An 18,100-nucleotide genomic window follows, 5' to 3' on the forward strand; every position below is an offset into this window, starting at 1 on the left:
AGCTATTCGGGGGTGGCGGAGAGCGCGTGCTCGACCATGGCGAGCAGCGTCTCGACGACGCTGTAGCGTTTCCGCGCGTCCATGATCACCACAGGGACGTCGGAGGCGATCGTCAGGGCCTCCCGGACGTCCTCCGGCGCGAACCGCTCGGTGCCCTCGAAGTGGTTGACGGCGACGACGTACGGCAGGCCGCAGCTCTCGAAGTAGTCGAGCGCCGGGAAGCAGTCGGTGAGGCGGCGGGTGTCGGCGAGGACGATCGCGCCGATCGCGCCGCGCACCAGGTCGTCCCACATGAACCAGAAGCGCTGCTGGCCGGGGGTGCCGAAGACATACAGCACCAGGTCGTTGTCGAGCGTGATCCGGCCGAAGTCCATCGCCACGGTGGTGGTGAGCTTGTCCGGGGTGGCGGTGAGGTCGTCGGTCTCCTCGCTCGCCCGGGTCATCAGCGCCTCGGTCTGGAGCGGGGTGATCTCGGAGACCGCGCGGACGAAGGTGGTCTTGCCGACGCCGAAGCCGCCCGCGACCACGATCTTCGTGGCGATCGGGGCGCGGGAGTGGTCGAGCTGCCAGTCCCGGGCGCCGTCCTCGGGATCGGGTTCCCCGGCGGGCCCGGGCTGGGCGGGGATCGCGGCGGTGGGGACGGCCTCCGCGGGGGCGGAGGCGGGGGTGTCGACGGCGGTGTCGACGGCGGTGGCGTCAGAGACGACGGAGTCCACTCAGCACCCTTTCGAGGAGCGCGCGGTCGGGCTGGCCGGTGCCGTGACCGGTCCCGTACACACGGATCTTTCCCTGGTCGGCCAGGTCGCTGAGGAGCACCCGGACGACACCCAACGGCATCTTGAGGAGGGCCGAGATCTCCGCCACGGTCCGCATCCGGCGGCAGATCTCGACGATGGCGCGCATCTCGGGCATCAGCCCGCGGGCGCCGGGACCGCCGTCCGTGAGGATCTTGCGGGCGATCGGCGCCTCCAGCGCGGCCACGAAGGTCTCGACGAGCAGCACGTGGCCGAACCGGGTACGGCCACCGGTGAGCGAGTACGGGCGCACGCGCGCGGGGCGCCGTCCTTCGCCGCGTACGGGCAGCCGGTGAGCGGCGGCGGTCAGCGAGGTCACCGGTAGCTCTCCATCGACTTGCGCAGTTCGCTGCGGACCTCGGGGGTGAGGACGTGTCCGGCACGGCCCACGAAGAGCGCCATGTGGTAGGCGACGACGCTCATGTCGCAGTCGGGGTCGGCGTGCACGCCGAGGAGCGAGCCGTCGCTGATCGACATGACGAAGACGCTGCCCTCCTCCATGGCGACCATGGTCTGCTTCACCCCGCCGCCGTCCATGAGCCGCGCGGCGCCGATGGTGAGGCTGCCGATGCCGGAGACGATCGTGGCGAGGTCGGCGCTGGAACCGCGCGGGCCCCGGGGGCGGGCGTGCCCGTCGGCGGCCTGGCCCGGCCGCTCGTCGGGGTCGGAGGAGAGCAGCAGGAGCCCGTCTGAGGAGACGACGGCGACCGAGCGGACGCCCGGCACCTCCTCCACGAGGTTGCCCAGCAGCCATTGCAGGTTGCGGGCCTCCGTGCTCAGTCCGTACGTCCCGCTCGCTGCGGACGTGCTGGTGGTGCTCGTCGTGCTCGTTCCCGTGGCGGTCAACTGCGTGCCTCCTCGACTGTGTCCCCCGTCATCTCCTCTGTACGCGTGGTGCTCTCGGCTGCTATCTCCGCCTCGACGTCCCGGCGCCCGGCCACGGCGCCCTGGTGGAAGCCGCCGAGCCGGCGGCGGAGCGCCTCGGCGTCGACGGCGCCCCTGCGGGGGGCGGTGGGCTCTGCGGGGGCGCGGACCACCTGCGGCGTCCGCTTGGGCAGGCCCTTGTCGGTCACGCGCTCCCACTGCGCGGGGCGCGGCCCGGGGACCTGCGCCTCGTCGGCCGGTCCGGCCTGCTCGGGCACGGTCGGTGCGGGCTCGGCGGCCGACGGGGGCTCGGCGGCCCGCTCGTGGCTGTCCGGCTCGGGCGGCGGGTCGGGGAGCCGGACCTGGAGCGTGGTCTCGGAGACGGACTCCTGGTACGGCTCGGCGAAGGCGGCGGCCCCGGCCCGCGGCGCGGTCAGGGGGTCCGGCACGCCCGCCTCCGCGACCGGCGGGACGAGGGGCGCCGCCTGCTCGAGGGGAGCGGCGGACTCGGAGCCGTACGACTCCTCGACGACGTCCTCGCCGGCGGCGGGCGCGGTCTCCGCCGGGGTCACCCCCTGCGCCTGCGTCCGCGTCAGCTCCTGCGTCTGTGCCTGCGCCTGCGCCTGCTGCTCCTGTGCCTGCGTCTGCTCCTGGAACGCGCGCTCCGCCGCTTCCACGAGCGGGTCGCGGGTACGGGACGGGAGGGCGTTGGAGTTGGCCTCGGCCTCCGAGCCGGGGAGGTGGAGGACGGGGCCGGCGCCCGCGCCCCGAACCGGTTCCGGGACGGCGGCGGCCGGCGGCGCGGTCGGCAGGAGCGGGAGCGGCAGCACCACGACGGCGGCCGTGCCGCCCGGCTTCTGCTCGCGCAGCTCGACCCCGACGCCGTGGCGGGCGGCGAGCAGCGCGACGACGCGCATGCCGAGTCCCTCGCCCTCGAACGCCTCCGGGTCGGCGGCGGCGAGGCGGGCGTTGAGGTCGGCGCGCCGGTGCTCCGGAATCCCTATGCCGGAGTCCTGGACGGAGAGCATGACCTCGCCGGTCTCCAGGAGCCAGCCGGAGAGCTGGACCTCGGCGTCCGGCGGGGAGAACGAGGTGGCGTTCTCCAGGAGTTCGGCGACGAGGTGGCTGAGGTCGTCGGCGGCGAAGCCGGCGAGCTGGGCGTGCGGCGGCAGCGACTGGATGGTGACCCGCTCGTACCGCTCGATCTCGCTCACGGCGGCGCGCAGCACGTCGACGAGCGGGACCGGTCCCGCGTGGCCGTGGACGTGCTCGTGCCCGGCGAGGACCAGCAGGTTCTCGCTGTGGCGGCGCATGACGGTGGCCATGTGGTCGAGCTTGAAGAGGGTGGCCAGGCGGTCCGGGTCCTGCTCGCGCTCCTCCAGCTTCTCGATGACGGCGAGCTGGCGGTCGACGAGGCCGAGGCTGCGCAGCGAGAGGTTGACGAAGGTGTGGTGGACGGTGCTCCGGAGCCGTTCGAGGTCGGCGGTGAGCACGGCGATCCGGCCCTGGAGCTCGGCGCGCTGGGTGGCGAGGTCGGCCTCCGCGGCCTCGCGGGCGGTGACCAGGCCGGACCGCTCGCCGGTGAGCCGGCCGGTGTGGGCCGTGAGGGCGGCGAGCTGCCCGTGCAGGGTGTTGAGGGAGCGGACGACCTGGGCGAACTCGTCGTTGCGGCCGGTGAAGCGGACGGAGTCCTCGGTGGCCGGGTCGGGCGCGGCGGCGAGGCGGGCCGCGCCGAGGCGGAGCACGGCGAGCGGCCGGGTGAGGCTGCGGGCCACGTACGTGGAGACGCCGACGGCGAGCACCAGGCAGCCGCCGAGGAAGGCGAGCCGCAGTTCGAGCGCGGTGACGTCCTCGTCGCGCAGGGCGGTGAGCCGCTCGACCCGCTTGGCGGCGAGCGTGGACTCGACGCCGCGCATCTGCTCGATGCGGGCGGAGAGCGCGGCGTCCAGGCCGGACGGGGAGGTGCGGGTCTCGGCCTCGGTGAGGGTCGGCTGGTCGGTGAGCCGGGCGAGGGCCTGCTCGGCGGTCTTGACCTCGGGTCCCGCGACGGTCCCGGCGAGGGAGTCGCGGGCGGCGGGGCCAGCGGACCGGTCGAAGTCGCCGAGCGCGGCGAGCTCACGGACGCGGGCCTGCTGGGCGGCGGCGCTCAGCAGGTCGCGGGCGCGCTCGGCCTCCTCCTTGCCCTCGGGCTCCTCGGGGACGTAGGTGCCGGTGGCGGGGTCGTAGCGGAGCTCGCCGCTCGGCTCGGGCTGCGGGACGGCGAGCGCGGCGAGGAGGAGGCCTCGGGCGGCGGACGCCTGCTCGACGGCGCGGCCGAGGTCGGCGGGGGCGCGGTCGGCGCCGGTGAGGACGAGGTCGGCGGCGCGCGGCGGGGTCCGCTCGGCGAGCTCGTCGGCGAGGTCCTGGAGCTTGGCGATGACGTCGGTGTACGCCTTGTGGGCCTCCAGGGCCGTGCCCTTGCCGGTGACGGCGGCGCGGCGGACGGAGGCGACACCGGCGAGCTCGCGGCGGAGCGCGTCGGGGGCGGCGGACCGGATCTCGTCGATCTGGCGGTCCACACGGGCCGACTTGGCGGGGGTGACGGCCCGGCGGTCCTTCCTGGGACCGGACTGCTCCTCGCGGCCGGCGGCGACGAAGGCGACGACCTCGTCGCGCTCGTCGGCGAGGGAGTGCGCGAGGGTGACCGCCTGCCGGTCGAGTTCGGCGAGGGTGACCAGGCGCCGCGACTCGTTGAGTTCGGTGGAGGCCGTGAGGACGGCGGGGGCGCCCGCGCCGAGGACGATGACGCCGACGAGGGCGACACCGGCGACGAGGCGGGTCCGGACGCGCTTGGGGCGGCCGGTGGGGGTGCCGGGGTGAGCGCCGGGGCGGGGGCCGGTGCCCTGGTCGGTACGGGGCTTCGTCCCGGGGGTCGTTCCGGGGTTCGTCACGGCGTTCGTTCCAGGGGTCGTCCCGTTTCCGGGGGTCGTTCCGGGGCCGGTGGGGACGCCGGTGCCGGCTCCGGTGGCGGGGGTGCCGGGGGTCGGCGGCTCACCGGGGGTCTGGCTCCGCGCGCCGTTCATGCTCCGAGGCCGCTTCTTCTGCACCGGTGCTCGCATTCTTGACTCGTCCGCCCACACAGCAGAGGTGACGGCCGGTCACGAGGTCCGCCCCCACCCCTGGTACGGCTTCCGACCATTCCAGCGCTTCCCGGTAGGAGACGGGCATCGGCCGCTCCGCCACCCGAACGAGTGAACAACACTCCTGAGTTGGCGAACAACTTCCGGCGGGCCCCGCGCGGACCCTCCACGAGGCCCCGGCTGGATCTTCGGCGCGGCCTTTGGCAGGATGCCCGCCCGCAGCTCGCCGGAGCTGGCGATTCCGCCCTCCTCGCGACTCATGGCCGGTTGGTACAGGCCATTTTCGGCCCTTTGCAGGTGTTGTGAAGAGCGTGCGCGAGCCGGGCACACTGGACATCATGCGCAGCGAAGTCGCCACCCTTCCCGGCAGCCCCGAACGCCCCAACGAGGACTGGGCCTCCGCAGCTCTGCCCGCCTCGGGCGGCGGGGGGACGCTCGTCCTCCTGGACGGGGTCACCCCGCCCGCCGGCGATGCCGGTTGTGTGCACACGGTGCCGTGGTTCACCGCGCGACTGGGTGGCGCTTTGACCGAACTGTGCGCTTCCCGGCTCGATCTGACGCTGTCCGAGATCCTTTGGCGGGCAATCCGGCGCACCGCGGAGGCCCATGCGGGCACCTGTGACCTTTCTCACGTACGTACGCCTCAGGCGACGGTGGTCCTCGCGCGCTGGGGCGCGGACCGCGTCGACCACCTCGTCCTCTCCGACTCGGTGCTGCTGATCGAGGCGCCGGACGGGTCGGTACGGGCGGTGCGCGACGACCGGCTCGACCGGGTGCCGCGCGAGGCGCTCCGCTCGCACGAGGCGACGGACCGGCTGCGGAACCGGGAGGGCGGCTTCTTCACGGCGGCCGCGGACCCGTCGGTGGCGGAGCGGGCCGTCACCGGGACGACCCCGCTCGCGCAGGTGCGGGCGCTGGCGGCGCTCACGGACGGGGCGAGCCGCTGGGTCGAGCGGTTCGGCGCGGGCGACTGGGCGGAGTGCGCCCGCGTCCTGGCGAAGGAGGGACCGGCGGGACTGCTCCGGCGGGTGCGGGTGCTGGAGACCGCGGCGGCGGAGGGCGGGACGGGGCGCGGGACGGGGCGCGGGAAGGTCCACGACGACGCGACGGGCGTGTACGTGGCCTTCTGAGGCCCCGGCCCTCAGCCCTCGGAGCGCTGGTTGAAGTGGTTCAGCAGCCGGGCGAGTTCGGCGACCTCGGCACGGTCCCAGCCGGCGAGCTTGCGGACGTACCGCTCGCGCCGGGCGTCGCGGACGTGCCGGAAGCGGGCGCGGCCCTCGTCGGTCAGCCGGACCAGGGAGGCGCGCCCGTCGGCGGGGTCCGGGTCGCGGGCGACCAGACCGAGCTGTTCGAGGGCGCGCAGCTGGCGGCTCATGGTCGCCTTGCCGACGCCGAAGTAGGCGGAGAGCTCGGTGGCGCGCTGCGGCCCGGCGTCGTCGAGCCGCACGAAGAGCCCGTACGCGGCGGGCTCCAGCTCCGGATGCACCTCCCGCGCCATCTCCCCCGACTGCGCCCGGGCCCGCCTCAGGAACACGGCGAGCTCCCGCTCCAGCGCGAGGAACTCCCGCTCGGCGGGCGCCCGATCGGAGAACGGGACAGGCGAGACCGCGGGTGCGGGTCCGGCGACGGGTGTGGGTCCGTAGGCGGAAGCGGGTCCGGGAGTGGAGGCCCGTCCGGGGGTGGAGGCCGGTCCGGCGGGGCCGGGCGCCGGCTCGGGGCCGGCGGCGGAGGCGGGGCCGACGGGGCCGGGTGCCGGCTCGGGCTCGGAGCCGGACTTCGGCGCGGGACCCGGACCGGGCGCCGGCGCGGAACCGGGGCCGGATACCGGCTCGGGGCCGGACGTCGGCTCGGGACCGGACGCCGCCTCGGGCTCGGGGCCGGCGGTCTCGGCGCCGACGGGGCTCTCCCCGGGCGTCGTGCCGTCCTCACCGGCCGGACCGCCTGCGCGCACCTCGGACCTCCCACGCGTGTTTCGTCGGCTGAAAGTTTCGCGCTCCGGCGGGCGTCGCCGCAGCTCCTTCAGTATTTCGCAGGAGTAGACCAACGGCGGAACCCGGATCCCCTTCCACCCCACCTGTCTACGTGCGTAGAGTCCCCGGCGAGCACGTGACTGACATGTCCACACCACCCCCACCGACCCTTCGGGAGTCACGCCATGCGTGTGCGCAGATCCGTCCCCACCACCCTGCTCGCCGGCCTCGCCGCCACCGCCCTCGTCCTCCCCCTCGCCGGCCAGGCCGGCGCCGCCGACCCGGGCGCCCGCGCCGCCGTCCCCGCGCGCGGCACCGCCCACATGGGCATGGGCGTCCTGAAGCACGACGGCCGGGGCGCCGCCCCCGCCGGTGACGCCTCGGCCCTCGCCGTCCAGACGGAGGGCGTCGACGTCTCCAGCCATCAGGGCAACGTCGCCTGGACCACCTTGTGGAACAGCGGCGTGAGGTGGGCCTACGTCAAGGCGACGGAGGGCACGTACTACAAGAACACCTCCTTCGCGCAGCAGTACAACGGTTCGTACAACGTCGGCATGATCCGGGGCACGTACCACTTCGCCACCCCGGACACGACCACCGGCGCCGCCCAGGCCGACTACTTCGTCAACAACGGCGGCGGCTGGTCGAAGGACGGCAGGACCCTCCCCGGCGTCCTCGACATCGAGTGGAACCCGTACGGCGCCACCTGCTACGGCAAGAGCCAGTCCGGGATGGTCGCGTGGATCCGCGACTTCCTCGACCGCTACAAGGCCCGCACCGGCCGTGACGCCGTCATCTACACGGCGACCAGCTGGTGGAAGCAGTGCACCGGCAACTACTCCGGCTTCGCCTCGGCCAACCCCCTGTGGGTCGCGCGGTACGCCGCCGCCGTCGGCGAACTCCCGGCCGGCTGGCCGTACTACACGATGTGGCAGTACACCTCGACCGGCCCGACGGTCGGCGACCACAACCACTTCAACGGCGACCTCTCCCGGGTCCAGGCGCTCGCGAACGGCTGAGGCCGGCGCGGAGGACGGCGGTTCCGGGGGCACGGCGGTGCCCCCGGAACCGCCGTTTCGCGTGCTCAGGGCCTTTTTCCGCCCACCCTCTTGCCCATTGGTATGGACCAATGCGAGTCTCTACCCCGGTCGCACGGGTTTCAACTTCTGTGCGCCCCGCGCGCGTTGCTCGTTCCGTACTCCCCCACGCACGAGAGAGAGCCCCCGCATGCCGTCCTCCCGCCGTACCGCCGCCGGCGTCGCCGCCCTGTCCGCCGCCGCCGCCCTCGTCGGCCTCACCCCCACCACCGCCGCCGCCCACGGAGCCGTCTTCAACCCCGTGAGCCGGGTCGCCGCCTGTTACGCCGAGGGCCCCGAGAGCCCCGACTCACAGGTGTGCAAGGACCTCGTCGCCGACTCCGGCACCCAGCCGCTCTACGACTGGAACGAGGTCAACATCGCCAACGCCGACGGCAACCACAAGGCCGTCATCCCCGACGGCAAGCTCTGCTCGGCCAACCGCGAGAAGTACCGGGCCCTGGACTGGGCGCGCACCGACTGGCCCGCCACCGCCGTCTCCGCCGGCGCCTTCGGCTTCAAGATCCGCGCCACGGCCGCCCACTCCGGCACGATGACGATGTACATCACCAAGGCGGGCTTCGACCCGACGCAGCCGCTGAAGTGGTCCGACCTCGACGCCACCCCGGCCGCCGTGTACAACACCACCCGCACCGCCACCGACGGCTACTACTCCTTCACCGGCAACCTCCCCGCCCGCACCGGCCGCCACATCGTCTACATGGTGTGGCAGCGCAACGACAGCCCCGAGGCGTTCTACAGCTGCTCGGACGTCACCTTCGGCAGCGCCGCCGCGGCGACCGCCGCCAAGGCCGAGGCACCGACCGAGGCCGAACTGGCCGCCGGCGCCGAGCTGTCCACGGTGAGCCACGCGGGCCACGGCGGCGACGAGCAGCCGCCGGCGCTCTCCGCCGAGGCCGCCCAGGCACCCGGCTCGCCGCTGCCGCTCGCCCTCGCCGGCGCGGGCGCGCTCGCCGTGTTCGGCGCGGGCAGCCTGCTCCTGGGCCGCCGCCGCAACTCCTCCGCCTCCTAGGGACGCGTCCCCGGGACCGCCTCCCGCGCCCGGCCCCGCGGGGCCGCGCCCGGGGTGGCTACCGGGGCCGCCCCCGGAGCGGAGGACGGCGGGAGCGGACGGGCGGGGCGGTGGCCCCGCTCACCCCTCCGGCGGCTCCCAGGGAACCCCGCCCCCCTCTCCCGCCCCATCGCCCCCCGGACCTCGTCCGGGGGGCGATTTCGCGCCATCCGCACGGGGACGGGTGGAAGCCGGGACGTTCGTGGACAGCCTTGGAGAAAGCTCGTTCGAACGCCCGTCAGCGCACCACCGTCCGCCCGTGAATCCGCCCCGTGAAGGAGAGCGCTCCATGCGGAACCAGCAGCGGTGGGTCTACCACCGCGGGGAAGGGCCGCGCACGTTCGGAGTGGAGGAGGAGCTCCTCCTGGTCGACCCCGAGACCGGACACCCCCAGCCCCTCGCCGGCACCGTCACCGAGATCGCCGCCTGGCACGCCGGCACCGGGCCGCGCACCGAGGGCCCGGAACCGGCGAAGCCCGAGTTGTACGCCGAGCAGCTGGAGATCGGCACCGCCCCCTGCGCCACCACCCCCCAGCTCGCCGACCAGCTGCGCCGGGCCCGGCTCGCCGCCGCGGCGGCCGCGGCGGAGGCGGGTGTGGCGGTCGCCGCGCTCGCGACCGCGCCCGTGGACTTCGGTCCGCCGCTGCTCACCCCGGACGACCGCTACCGGCGGATCCAGGACCGGTACGCCCATCTCGTGGACGAGGAGTTCGCCTGCGCCTGCCACGTGCACGTCCACCTCTCCTCGCCCGAGGAGGGGGTCGGCGTGCTCGACCGGATCAGGCCCTGGCTCGCCCCGCTCCTCGCGCTCAGCGCCAACTCCCCCTACTTCCAGGGCGTCGACACCGGGTACGCGAGCTGGCGCCACCAGCTCTGGCAGCGCTGGCCGATGTCCGGCCCCAGCGAGCTGTACGGGGACGTGGCGGCGTACGAGCGGACCACCAGCGAGATGCTCGCCAGCGAGGTCCCGCTCGACGGCAACATGGTCTACTTCGACGCCCGGCTCTCCCCCAGCTACCCGACGGTGGAGATCCGCGTCGGCGACGTCTGCCTCGACGTGGAGGACACCGTCCTGCTCGCGGTGCTGAGCCGCGCCCTGGTGGAGACCGCGGCCCGGGAGTGGCGCCGGGGGCGGCTCCCGGACCCGGTGTCGACGGTGGTGCTGCGGCTCGCCGCCTGGCGGGCCAGCCGGTACGGGCTCGGCGGCGAACTGCTCGACCCGCGCAGCTGGCGGCCCGCCCCCGCCGGCGAGGTGCTGCGCGCCCTGCTCGGCCACGTGCGCCCCGCCCTGGAGGACACGGGCGACCGGGAGCGCGCCGAGGCCGGCCTGGAGCGGCTGCTCGCCCGGGGCACCGGCGCGGACCTCCAGCGGGCCGCCCACGCCGGCGACCCGTCGCTGGCCTCGGTGATCGTCGAGGCCGTGCGGCGGACGACCCCGGTGTGAGGGACCGCCCACGCGCGTGCGCGAGGCCCCCGGTGCGCACGCGCGCGTACCGGGGGCCTCGCCGTCCTCGGGTCAGGCGGCGGCCACGACCGGGACCTCCGCCGGGGCCAGGGCGATCTCCAGGACCTGACGGACGTCGGTCACCGGGTGGACCTCCAGCTTCTCCAGGACCTCGGCCGGGACGTCGTCCAGGTCGGCCTCGTTCCGCTTGGGGATGACCACGGTGGTGATCCCGGCCCGGTGCGCGGCGAGCAGCTTCTGCTTCACGCCGCCGATGGGCAGGACCCGGCCGGTCAGGGAGACCTCGCCGGTCATGGCCACGTCGGTGCGGACGAGCCGGCCGCTCAGCAGCGAGGCCAGCGCGGTCGTCATGGTGACGCCCGCGCTCGGGCCGTCCTTCGGGACCGCGCCCGCCGGGAAGTGGATGTGCACGCCCCGGTCCTTCAGGCCGGTCACGGGCAGCTCCAGCTCCGCGCCGTGCGAGCGGAGGAAGGAGAGCGCGATCTGCGCGGACTCCTTCATCACGTCGCCCAGCTGACCGGTGAGGGTCAGCCCGGCGGCGCCGGTCTCCGGGTCGGCGAGGGACGCCTCCACGAAGAGGACGTCGCCACCCGCGCCGGTCACCGCGAGGCCGGTGGCCACGCCCGGGACCGCGGTACGCCGCTCGGCCGGGTCCTGGGCGGATTCGGGCACGTGGTGCGGGCGCCCGATGAGGGCCCGCAGGTCCTCGGGCGTGACCGTGAACGGCAGCTCGCGGTCGCCGAGTTCGTGCTGGGCCGCGACCTTGCGGAGCAGCCGGGCGACGGCCCGCTCCAGGGTGCGGACGCCCGCCTCCCGGGTGTACTCGCCGGCCAGCTTCCGCAGCGACGCCTCCTCCAGGACGACCTCGCCGGGCTCCAGGCCGGCCCGCTCCAGCTGCCGGGGCAGCAGGTGGTCGCGGGCGATGACGACCTTCTCGTCCTCGGTGTAGCCGTCGAGGCGGACCAGCTCCATGCGGTCGAGCAGCGCCTCGGGGATGGCTTCGAGGACGTTGGCCGTGGCGAGGAACACCACGTCGCTGAGGTCGAGTTCGACCTCCAGGTAGTGGTCGCGGAAGGTGTGGTTCTGCGCCGGGTCGAGGACTTCGAGCAGGGCCGCGGCGGGGTCGCCGCGGAAGTCGGAGCCGACCTTGTCGATCTCGTCGAGGAGGACGACCGGGTTCATGGACCCGGCCTCCTTGACCGCCCGGACGATCCGGCCGGGCAGGGCGCCCACGTACGTACGCCGGTGGCCGCGGATCTCGGCCTCGTCGCGCACGCCGCCGAGGGCGACGCGCACGAACTTCCGGCCCATGGCGTGGGCGACGGACTCCGCGATCGAGGTCTTGCCGACGCCGGGCGGGCCGACGAGCGCGAGCACGGCACCGCCGCGCCGCCCGCCGACGACGCCGAGCCCGCGCTCGGAGCGCCGCTTGCGGACCGCCAGGTACTCGGTGATGCGTTCCTTCACGTCCTCCAGGCCGGCGTGCTCGGCGTCCAGGACGGCCCGGGCGCCCAGGATGTCGTACCGGTCCTCGGTCCGCTCGTTCCACGGCAGTTCGAGGACGGTGTCGAGCCAGGTCCGGATCCAGGATCCCTCGGGCGACTGGTCGCTGGACCGCTCCAGCTTGTCGACCTCCTTGAGGGCGGCCTCGCGGACGGCCCCGGGCAGGTCGGCGGCCTCCACGCGGGCGCGGTAGTCGTCGGACTCCTCGCCGTCCTGCTCGCCGTTCAGCTCGCGCAGCTCCTTGCGGACGGCTTCGAGCTGGCGGCGGAGCAGGAACTCGCGCTGCTGCTTGTCGACGCCCTCCTGGACGTCCTTGGCGATGGTCTCGGCGACGTCCTGCTCGGCGAGGTGCTCGCGGAGCTGGGCGGTGGCGAGCCCGAGGCGGGCGACCGGGTCGGCGGTCTCCAGGAGGGCGAGCTTCTGCTCGACGGTGAGGAAGGGCGAGTACCCGGAGTTGTCGGCGAGCGCGCCGACGCCGTCGATCTGCTGGACCCGGTCCACGACCTGCCAGGCGCCGCGCTTCCTCAGCCAGCTGGTGGCGAGGGCCTTGTACTCCGTGACCAGCTCGGTCACGGAGCCCGGCAGGGGCTCGGGCACGGTCTCCGCGACCACGCTCCCCTCGACCCACAGCGCCGCGCCGGGCCCGGTCGTCCCGGCCCCGATCCGCACCCGTCCGACGCCCCGGATCAGCGCGCCCGGATCGCCGTCCGCGAGCCGCCCCACCTGCTCGACGATCCCGAGCACACCGGTCCCGGCGTACGTCCCGTCCACCCGCGGCACCAGCAGCACCCGCGGCTTCCCGCTCGCCCCGCGAGCGGCGGCCTGGGCCGCCTCCACGGCGGCCCGCACCTCGTTGTCCGACAGATCCAGCGGCACGACCATCCCGGGCAGCACGACCTCGTCGTCGAGCGGCAGCACAGGCAGAGTGAGCGGCACGGTCGCCTTGGACTCAGAAGCCATGATCTCCCCTTCGGCAGTCAAGTTGAGCTATGCCGACTCAATGCATCTGCGCCGCCGGATGTTCCCCAAGCGGTGTTCGCTCTGAGCGATCGGCCGGGAACGGGGTGGCACCTGCGGGATTCCGGCTGCGCGGGGGAACCGGGGCGGGCATGCTTCGGCGCATGGAGACGGGTGCGGAACGGCGGGTCGGGCGCGGACCGGTGTGGGGCGCGGTGCCGGCGGTGGTGGCGGTGCTGGTGGTCGGGGTGAGCGGGTGTGCCGACGCCGACGCGCCCGGCCCCTCCCCCGGGTCGGGGAGCGGGAGCACCGTGAGCTCCGGGATCACGCCCGGCCCCGGCACCTCCTCGTCCGGCGCCTCCTCGTCCGGCACCCCGGACGCACCAGGCGCCTCGGACACGGACACGGGGACGGGGACGGGGACGGGGACGGGGAAGCCTTCCGCCTCGGCCCCGGGTACGCCCTCCGCCACCGCGACGGAGGCGGATCCGGCCGAGCCCCGGGCGGGGGCGGTGCTCGTGGAGGTCGTCGTGAACGGCGGGTTCGCCGGGGTGACCAACCAGCTCGTGGTGCACGAGGACGGGAGCTGGACCGTCCGGTCGAAGGAAAGGGAGACGCGCTCCGGGCGGATGAGCGCCGACGCGCTGGCCGGGCTGCGGGCGGCGCTGGAGGACCCGGCCTACGCGCGCGTGCCCGAGCGGCCGGGCGGACCGCCGATCGCCGACGGGTTCCAGTACTTCGTGACGTACGAGCACCGGCTCGTCGTCGCGGGCGACGGCGAGCGGCCCGCCGCCCTCCAGCGCGTCTTCGACGCCCTCCCCGGAGGCGGCCCCCCGACCGCGCCGTGACCGCGCCGTGACCCCGCCGTCGGGCCGCCGACACGCGGCCGACGCGGACCGGTTCGCGGACCGGTTCGCGGATCAGTTCGCGCCTCCGTTCGCGAAACCGTTCGCGGAACCGTTCGCGGAACCGTTCGCGGATCCGTGAACCGCGCGGGGTCCGGAGCGCGATAGAGAGGGCGTGAGACTGTCACGCCCCGAGGGGGACGATCCGGCCGACGACGCCGCGCTGCTGCGCGCCGTCGCCCGCGGCGACACCGAGGCGCTGGCGCTGCTCCACGACCGGCACGCCGGCTGGCTGTACGCCCGGCTGGCCCGCCGCTGCCCGGACGAGGAGACGGTGCGGGAGGTCCTCCAGGACACCTTCGTCACCGTCTGGCGCTCCGCCGGCGGCCACCGGGGCCGGGGAGAGGCGGGCGGCTGGCTGTGGGTGATCGCCGCCCGCCGCCTGGTCGACGCCCAGCGCGCCCGCGCCCGCACCGCCCGCGCCGAGTCCGCCGGAGCCGTACCGCCCGGACCGCTCCCGGCCGCCCCGTCCGCCGAGGACCGGGTCCTCGCGGGCCTGGAGTACGGGGACGTGGGCGCCGCCCTCGACCGGATCTCGCCCGAGCTGGCCGAGGTGCTGCGGGCCACCGTCGTCGACGGGCTCACGACCCGCGAGGCGGCCCGACTGCTCGGCATACCCGAGGGCACCGTGAAGACCCGCGTCCAGCGCGCCCGCCGCGAGCTGCGCGCCGCCCTCGGGAGCCTCCCGCAGGGCCCGCACCCCCTGGGAGGCCCCGCGTGACGATCCCTCCTGCCCCCTGGCACGTCCCCGCCGACCTGGCGGTCCGGTACGCCGAGGGCTCAGCCGCCGAGCCCGACGCCTGGTCCCTGGAGAAGCACGTCGAGGCCTGCGGTCCCTGCGCGGCCCGCGTCTCGGCCGCCGTCCGCGCGACGAGCCCCGCGGGCCCGGCCCTGGCGGCCCTGCGCGCCGACCTCCTCCGCGCGGTGGGCCACCGGGAACAGGCGACCACCGCCGCCCCCTCCCCCGCGCGGGAGGACCGCCGCCACGCGCGCGCGTGGGCCTCCCCCGCCCGGCTCTGGTGGGCCGTCGGGCCCGCCCTGCGGGGCTCGTGGCTGGCGGCGGTGGCCCTGGTGACCGGGGCCGCGTTCGCGCTGTCGCACGGCGCCGGGCTCCCGGTGGGACGGACCTGGCTGCTCGCCGCCGCACCCGTCCTCCCGCTCGCCGGGGTCGCCGTGTCGTACGGCCCGCGCGCCGACCCGCTGCACGAACTCGCCGCCTCCACCCCGGCCGGCGGCCTGCGGCTGCTGCTCACCCGCGCGGTCGCCGTGCTCGCCGTGTGCGTGCCGCTGCTGACCGCCGCCGGGGCGCTGCTGCCGCCCGCCGCGGGGCTGCCGGGGGCGGCGGCGTGGCTGCTGCCGGGCCTGGCGCTCACCGTCGGCACGCTCGCCCTCGGTTCCTTCGTGGGCTGCCGCGCGGCCGCGGCCACCCTCGGCGGGGGCTGGCTGCTCGCGGTGGCGGGCCCGCTGCTCGGGCCGGCCGCCGGCGCCTCCTCCGTACCCCTTCCGTACGCCGCCGGTCCGGCCGCGCAGGCCGGCTGGGCCGCCGCCGCGCTGGCCGGCGCGGCCCTCCTGGCGCTCCGGCGCCGTTCCTACGATCTCCTGGAGCCCCGGTGACCCCACCGCGTCCCCTCACCGTGGCCGTGACCGGCCTGACGGTCCGGCACCGCCGCACGCGTGTGCCCGCGCTCGACGGCCTCGACCTGCGCCTCTCCCCCGGTGTCCTCGGCCTGCTCGGCCCCAACGGCGCCGGGAAGACCTCCCTCGTCCGGGTCCTCGCGACCGTCGCCGCCCCGTCGGCCGGCCGCGTCGAGCTGCTCGGCCGGGACGCCGGCGATCCGGGCGGACGGACCGGCATCCGGCGCCGGCTCGGCTACCTCCCGCAGGACTTCGGGCACTACCCGGCTTTCACGGTGCGGGAGTTCGTGGCGTACGTGGCCTGGCTGAAGGAGCTGCCCGCGGACCGCGTCCCGGCGGCCGTGGAACGCGCGGTGGCCCGGGTCGGCCTCACCGACCGGATCGACGCGCGGCTGCGCACGCTGTCGGGCGGCATGGTGCGCCGGGCGGGCATCGCCCAGGCCATCGTGAACGAGCCGGAGCTGCTCCTCCTGGACGAGCCGACGGCCGGACTCGACCCCGAGCAGCGCGTGGAGTTCCGGGCGCTGCTGCGCGAGCTCGGCGCCGGGTCGACGGTCGTGGTCTCCACCCACCTGGTGGAGGACGTGGCCGCCGCCTGCACGGAGGTCGCCCTCCTCGAAGCGGGCCGGCTCGCCTTCCGGGGGACGACGGACGAGCTCACCGCGCTGGGCGCGGCGGCGCCGGCCGACGACCCGACGGCCAACGCCATCGAGCGCGGTTACACCGCCGCCCTGCGTTCCCACCGCGAGCGGGCGGGGGCCGGCCGGTGACCGCGACGGAGGTCCGTCCGGGGACCACGCCGCCGCGCTCCGCGCCCGGGCCGCTGCGCACCGAACTGCGCCGCGGCCTCGGGCCGTGGACGGGCGCGGCGATCATGGTCACGATCCTGGTCACGATGTACTCCAAGGCCCCGGAGTGGCAGATCCGCTGGCAGGACGCGGAGAATCTGCTCCATCCGCTCGCGGGGCTGCTGTGCGGGCCGCTCGCGATGGCGGCGGGCTGTCTCCAGGGCGGCCGGGACCGGCGGCTGGGCGCCGAGGAACTGTGGGCGTCGGTGCCCCGCTCCCCGCTGCGCCGGCTGCTGGTGGCGGCGGCCCCGTCGGCGCTGTGGCCGGCCGCCGCGGTGTCGGCCGGCGACGCGGTGGTGCTGCTGGCCGTGTGGCCGTACGCCTCCTGGGGGCGGCCCGCGATCGCCCCGCTGCTCGCGGACGCGGTGGCGGTGGGCGCGATGGGCCTCGTCGGGCACGTGGTGGGGCGGGTGGTCCGGTGGCGACTGACGGCGCCGCTGCTGGCCGTGGCCGGCTACGTCGGGTTCGCCTACGCCGACTTCACGGCCTCGTCCTGGCGCTGGCTGCTCCCGAGCGCCCAGTTCTCGGCGGCCGAGTACCGGCAGGTGTGGTGGTACGCGCCCGCGTCGGCCGCGTGGACGGCCGGCCTCGCGCTGGCCTTCCTCCTCGCGTACGGGCTCCGCTCCTCCCGGGCGCGCCTCCTCGGGCTCGTGCCGCTGGTGGTGGCGGCCTGCGCGGCTGCGGCGATCCTGCGGCTGCCGGCGGACAACGGGCCGTGGCGGATCGATCCGGCGGCGGTCCGCCCGGTCTGTGCCGACGGCGCGCCCCGGGTGTGCGTGATCGCCCTGGACGCCCGGCTGCTGCCGTCTCTGGTGGAGACCCTGGAGCCGGTGAACGAACGGCTCCGGGGGCTCCCGGGCGCCCCGGCCCGCTGGGCGGTCGGCCGGATGGCGGAGGAGCCGGGAGACGTACCGCTGTGGGACGTCGGCCAGGACGTGGTCCGGAACCGGATCGGGGACCCGGTCCTGTACCGGAACCACGCGGTGATGCAGCTGTTCGCGGAGGAGTGCCGGGAGGGCGAGCTCGCGGGGCCCCACGCGGAGCGGACGATGGACATCAACCACGCGGTCGTCGAATGGCTCGCCCCCTCGCCGCCCGGCTACGGCGCGGACGTCCCCGGCGCGCGGGCGCACCTGGACCGGCTGCGGGCGAAGTCGCCGGCCGAGCAGCGCGCGTACCTCGTCCGGTATCTCGCGGCCAACGGGTGCCGTCCCGACGAGGTGCCCGTTCCGTGAGGCTCTACCTGCGCTCACGCGCGGTGCCCGGTGCGCTGGTCATGGTCCTGGCGGCGGTCGCGGCGGGGTGGCTGCTCGTGCCGGAGGACGGCGCTCCCCACGCGCGCGTGCCGGTGCTGATGGCGCCGCTGCTGGTGGCGGCGGCGATCGGGACCTCGCTGCACACGGCGAGCGACGAGCTGGACCGGACGGCGGTACGGGCCTGGTGGCCGCTGCGGCTCGGGCACGTCCTGGTGCCGGCCGTCCTGGCAGCGTGCCTGTTCGCCCTCGTGCTGCGGGGGCATCCGGTGGAGTTCGGCGGGGCCGCCGCGGTGCGGAACACGCTGGGGCTCACCGGTCTGGCGGTCGGCGCGGCGGCGCTGACCGGGGCGCGGACGAGCTGGCTGCCGCCGGTGACGTACACGGCGGCGGTCTACCTGACGCCGCCGGAGGCCACCGCTGCGGCCTGGTGGGGCTGGGCGCTCCGGCCGGCCCCGGAGGGCGCGGCCTGGACGGTGGCCTGCGCGCTCCTGTGCGCGGGGACGGCCCTGTTCGCCTGGCGCGGCCCGCGGCCGGGGAGGGTCTAGGCCGTGTTTTGAAAATCGGCTCGGCGCCTCGTCCCGCATCGCGATGATCTGGGTGTGGGGCGAGGGGATCTTTCTGACGAACAGTGGGCTG

16 protein-coding genes are annotated in these 18,100 nt (G+C 75.7%); 10 read left to right on the plus strand and 6 right to left on the minus strand.

Annotated features, from left to right (window positions below):
* Positions 1-2 precede the first annotated feature (2 nt).
* The 4 genes from ACF1BN_RS18105 to ACF1BN_RS18120 form a co-directional block, all read right to left on the minus strand.
* Positions 3-626 (minus strand): ATP/GTP-binding protein, encoded by a 624-nt coding sequence (locus ACF1BN_RS18105; protein ID WP_392332606.1) that lies wholly within the window; start codon positions 624-626, stop codon positions 3-5.
* Positions 627-696: 70 nt separating this feature from the next.
* On the minus strand, positions 697-1,104 hold the full coding sequence (locus ACF1BN_RS18110) for a DUF742 domain-containing protein (protein WP_392332607.1): 408 nt from the start codon (positions 1,102-1,104) through the stop codon (positions 697-699).
* A gap of 5 nt (positions 1,105-1,109) precedes the next feature.
* Positions 1,110-1,640: a roadblock/LC7 domain-containing protein gene (locus tag ACF1BN_RS18115; protein ID WP_392332578.1), complete on the minus strand. Its 531-nt coding sequence runs from the start codon at positions 1,638-1,640 to the stop codon at positions 1,110-1,112.
* On the minus strand, positions 1,637-4,756 hold the full coding sequence (locus ACF1BN_RS18120) for a nitrate- and nitrite sensing domain-containing protein (RefSeq protein WP_392332579.1): 3,120 nt from the start codon (positions 4,754-4,756) through the stop codon (positions 1,637-1,639). Before ACF1BN_RS18120 ends, ACF1BN_RS18115 begins: the two co-directional genes overlap by 4 nt.
* A 359-nt stretch (positions 4,757-5,115) precedes the next feature.
* Between ACF1BN_RS18120 and ACF1BN_RS18125 the strand changes: the two genes are divergently transcribed.
* Positions 5,116-5,907, plus strand: a complete 792-nt coding sequence (locus ACF1BN_RS18125; protein WP_392332580.1) for a hypothetical protein — start codon at positions 5,116-5,118, stop codon at positions 5,905-5,907.
* An 11-nt stretch (positions 5,908-5,918) separates the two neighbouring features.
* Here ACF1BN_RS18125 and ACF1BN_RS18130 read toward each other — a convergent pair whose 3' ends face one another.
* Entirely contained in the window at positions 5,919-6,329 is a 411-nt protein-coding gene (locus ACF1BN_RS18130; RefSeq protein ID WP_392332608.1) for a MarR family winged helix-turn-helix transcriptional regulator, read from the minus strand.
* A 603-nt stretch (positions 6,330-6,932) separates the two neighbouring features.
* Between ACF1BN_RS18130 and ACF1BN_RS18135 the strand changes: the two genes are divergently transcribed.
* From ACF1BN_RS18135 to ACF1BN_RS18145, 3 genes are all read left to right on the plus strand, one after another.
* A complete protein-coding gene (locus ACF1BN_RS18135) occupies positions 6,933-7,766 on the plus strand; it encodes a lysozyme (protein ID WP_392332581.1) in 834 nt (277 codons plus the stop codon).
* A 208-nt stretch (positions 7,767-7,974) separates the two neighbouring features.
* Positions 7,975-8,856, plus strand: coding sequence for a lytic polysaccharide monooxygenase (locus ACF1BN_RS18140; RefSeq protein WP_392332582.1), 882 nt, complete (start codon positions 7,975-7,977; stop codon positions 8,854-8,856).
* A gap of 328 nt (positions 8,857-9,184) precedes the next feature.
* Positions 9,185-10,339 (plus strand): glutamate--cysteine ligase, encoded by a 1,155-nt coding sequence (locus ACF1BN_RS18145; RefSeq protein WP_392332583.1) that lies wholly within the window; start codon positions 9,185-9,187, stop codon positions 10,337-10,339.
* Positions 10,340-10,411: 72 nt separating this feature from the next.
* Here the strand turns inward: ACF1BN_RS18145 and lon are convergent, their stop codons facing one another.
* On the minus strand, positions 10,412-12,823 hold the full coding sequence (lon, locus tag ACF1BN_RS18150) for an endopeptidase La (RefSeq protein ID WP_392332584.1): 2,412 nt from the start codon (positions 12,821-12,823) through the stop codon (positions 10,412-10,414).
* 161 nt (positions 12,824-12,984) lie between these two features.
* Between lon and ACF1BN_RS18155 the strand changes: the two genes are divergently transcribed.
* The 6 genes from ACF1BN_RS18155 to ACF1BN_RS18180 all read left to right on the plus strand — a co-directional run bounded on the left by ACF1BN_RS18155 (position 12,985) and on the right by ACF1BN_RS18180 (position 18,009).
* Positions 12,985-13,668 carry a hypothetical protein gene (locus ACF1BN_RS18155; RefSeq protein WP_392332585.1) on the plus strand — a complete coding sequence of 228 codons (684 nt, stop codon included), beginning with the start codon at positions 12,985-12,987 and terminating at the stop codon, positions 13,666-13,668.
* A gap of 172 nt (positions 13,669-13,840) precedes the next feature.
* On the plus strand, positions 13,841-14,446 hold the full coding sequence (locus ACF1BN_RS18160; protein WP_392332586.1) for an RNA polymerase sigma factor: 606 nt from the start codon (positions 13,841-13,843) through the stop codon (positions 14,444-14,446).
* A gap of 2 nt (positions 14,447-14,448) precedes the next feature.
* Entirely contained in the window at positions 14,449-15,339 is an 891-nt protein-coding gene (locus ACF1BN_RS18165) for a zf-HC2 domain-containing protein (protein ID WP_392332609.1), read from the plus strand.
* Positions 15,336-16,130: an ABC transporter ATP-binding protein gene (locus tag ACF1BN_RS18170; protein ID WP_392332587.1), complete on the plus strand. Its 795-nt coding sequence runs from the start codon at positions 15,336-15,338 to the stop codon at positions 16,128-16,130. Before ACF1BN_RS18165 ends, ACF1BN_RS18170 begins: the two co-directional genes overlap by 4 nt.
* Positions 16,127-17,443: a hypothetical protein gene (locus tag ACF1BN_RS18175; protein ID WP_392332588.1), complete on the plus strand. Its 1,317-nt coding sequence runs from the start codon at positions 16,127-16,129 to the stop codon at positions 17,441-17,443. Before ACF1BN_RS18170 ends, ACF1BN_RS18175 begins: the two co-directional genes overlap by 4 nt.
* Positions 17,440-18,009: a hypothetical protein gene (locus ACF1BN_RS18180; protein ID WP_392332589.1), complete on the plus strand. Its 570-nt coding sequence runs from the start codon at positions 17,440-17,442 to the stop codon at positions 18,007-18,009. The genes ACF1BN_RS18175 and ACF1BN_RS18180 overlap by 4 nt, the downstream gene beginning before the upstream one ends.
* Positions 18,010-18,100: the final 91 nt, after the last annotated feature.

This window comes from Streptomyces sp. NPDC014861, assembly GCF_043081625.1.
Classification (GTDB): domain Bacteria; phylum Actinomycetota; class Actinomycetes; order Streptomycetales; family Streptomycetaceae; genus Streptomyces.

Excerpts from the sequence above, each read along its gene's own strand:
- ACF1BN_RS18135 (WP_392332581.1), top strand. The coding sequence starts at position 6,933 with ATGCGTGTGCGCAGATCCGTCCCCACCACCCTGCTCGCCGGCCTCGCC.
- lon (WP_392332584.1), bottom strand. The coding sequence starts at position 12,823 with ATGGCTTCTGAGTCCAAGGCGACCGTGCCGCTCACTCTGCCTGTGCTG.
- ACF1BN_RS18120 (WP_392332579.1), bottom strand. The coding sequence starts at position 4,756 with ATGCGAGCACCGGTGCAGAAGAAGCGGCCTCGGAGCATGAACGGCGCG.
- ACF1BN_RS18145 (WP_392332583.1), top strand. The coding sequence starts at position 9,185 with ATGCGGAACCAGCAGCGGTGGGTCTACCACCGCGGGGAAGGGCCGCGC.
- ACF1BN_RS18125 (WP_392332580.1), top strand. The coding sequence starts at position 5,116 with ATGCGCAGCGAAGTCGCCACCCTTCCCGGCAGCCCCGAACGCCCCAAC.
- ACF1BN_RS18140 (WP_392332582.1), top strand. The coding sequence starts at position 7,975 with ATGCCGTCCTCCCGCCGTACCGCCGCCGGCGTCGCCGCCCTGTCCGCC.
- ACF1BN_RS18155 (WP_392332585.1), top strand. The coding sequence starts at position 12,985 with ATGGAGACGGGTGCGGAACGGCGGGTCGGGCGCGGACCGGTGTGGGGC.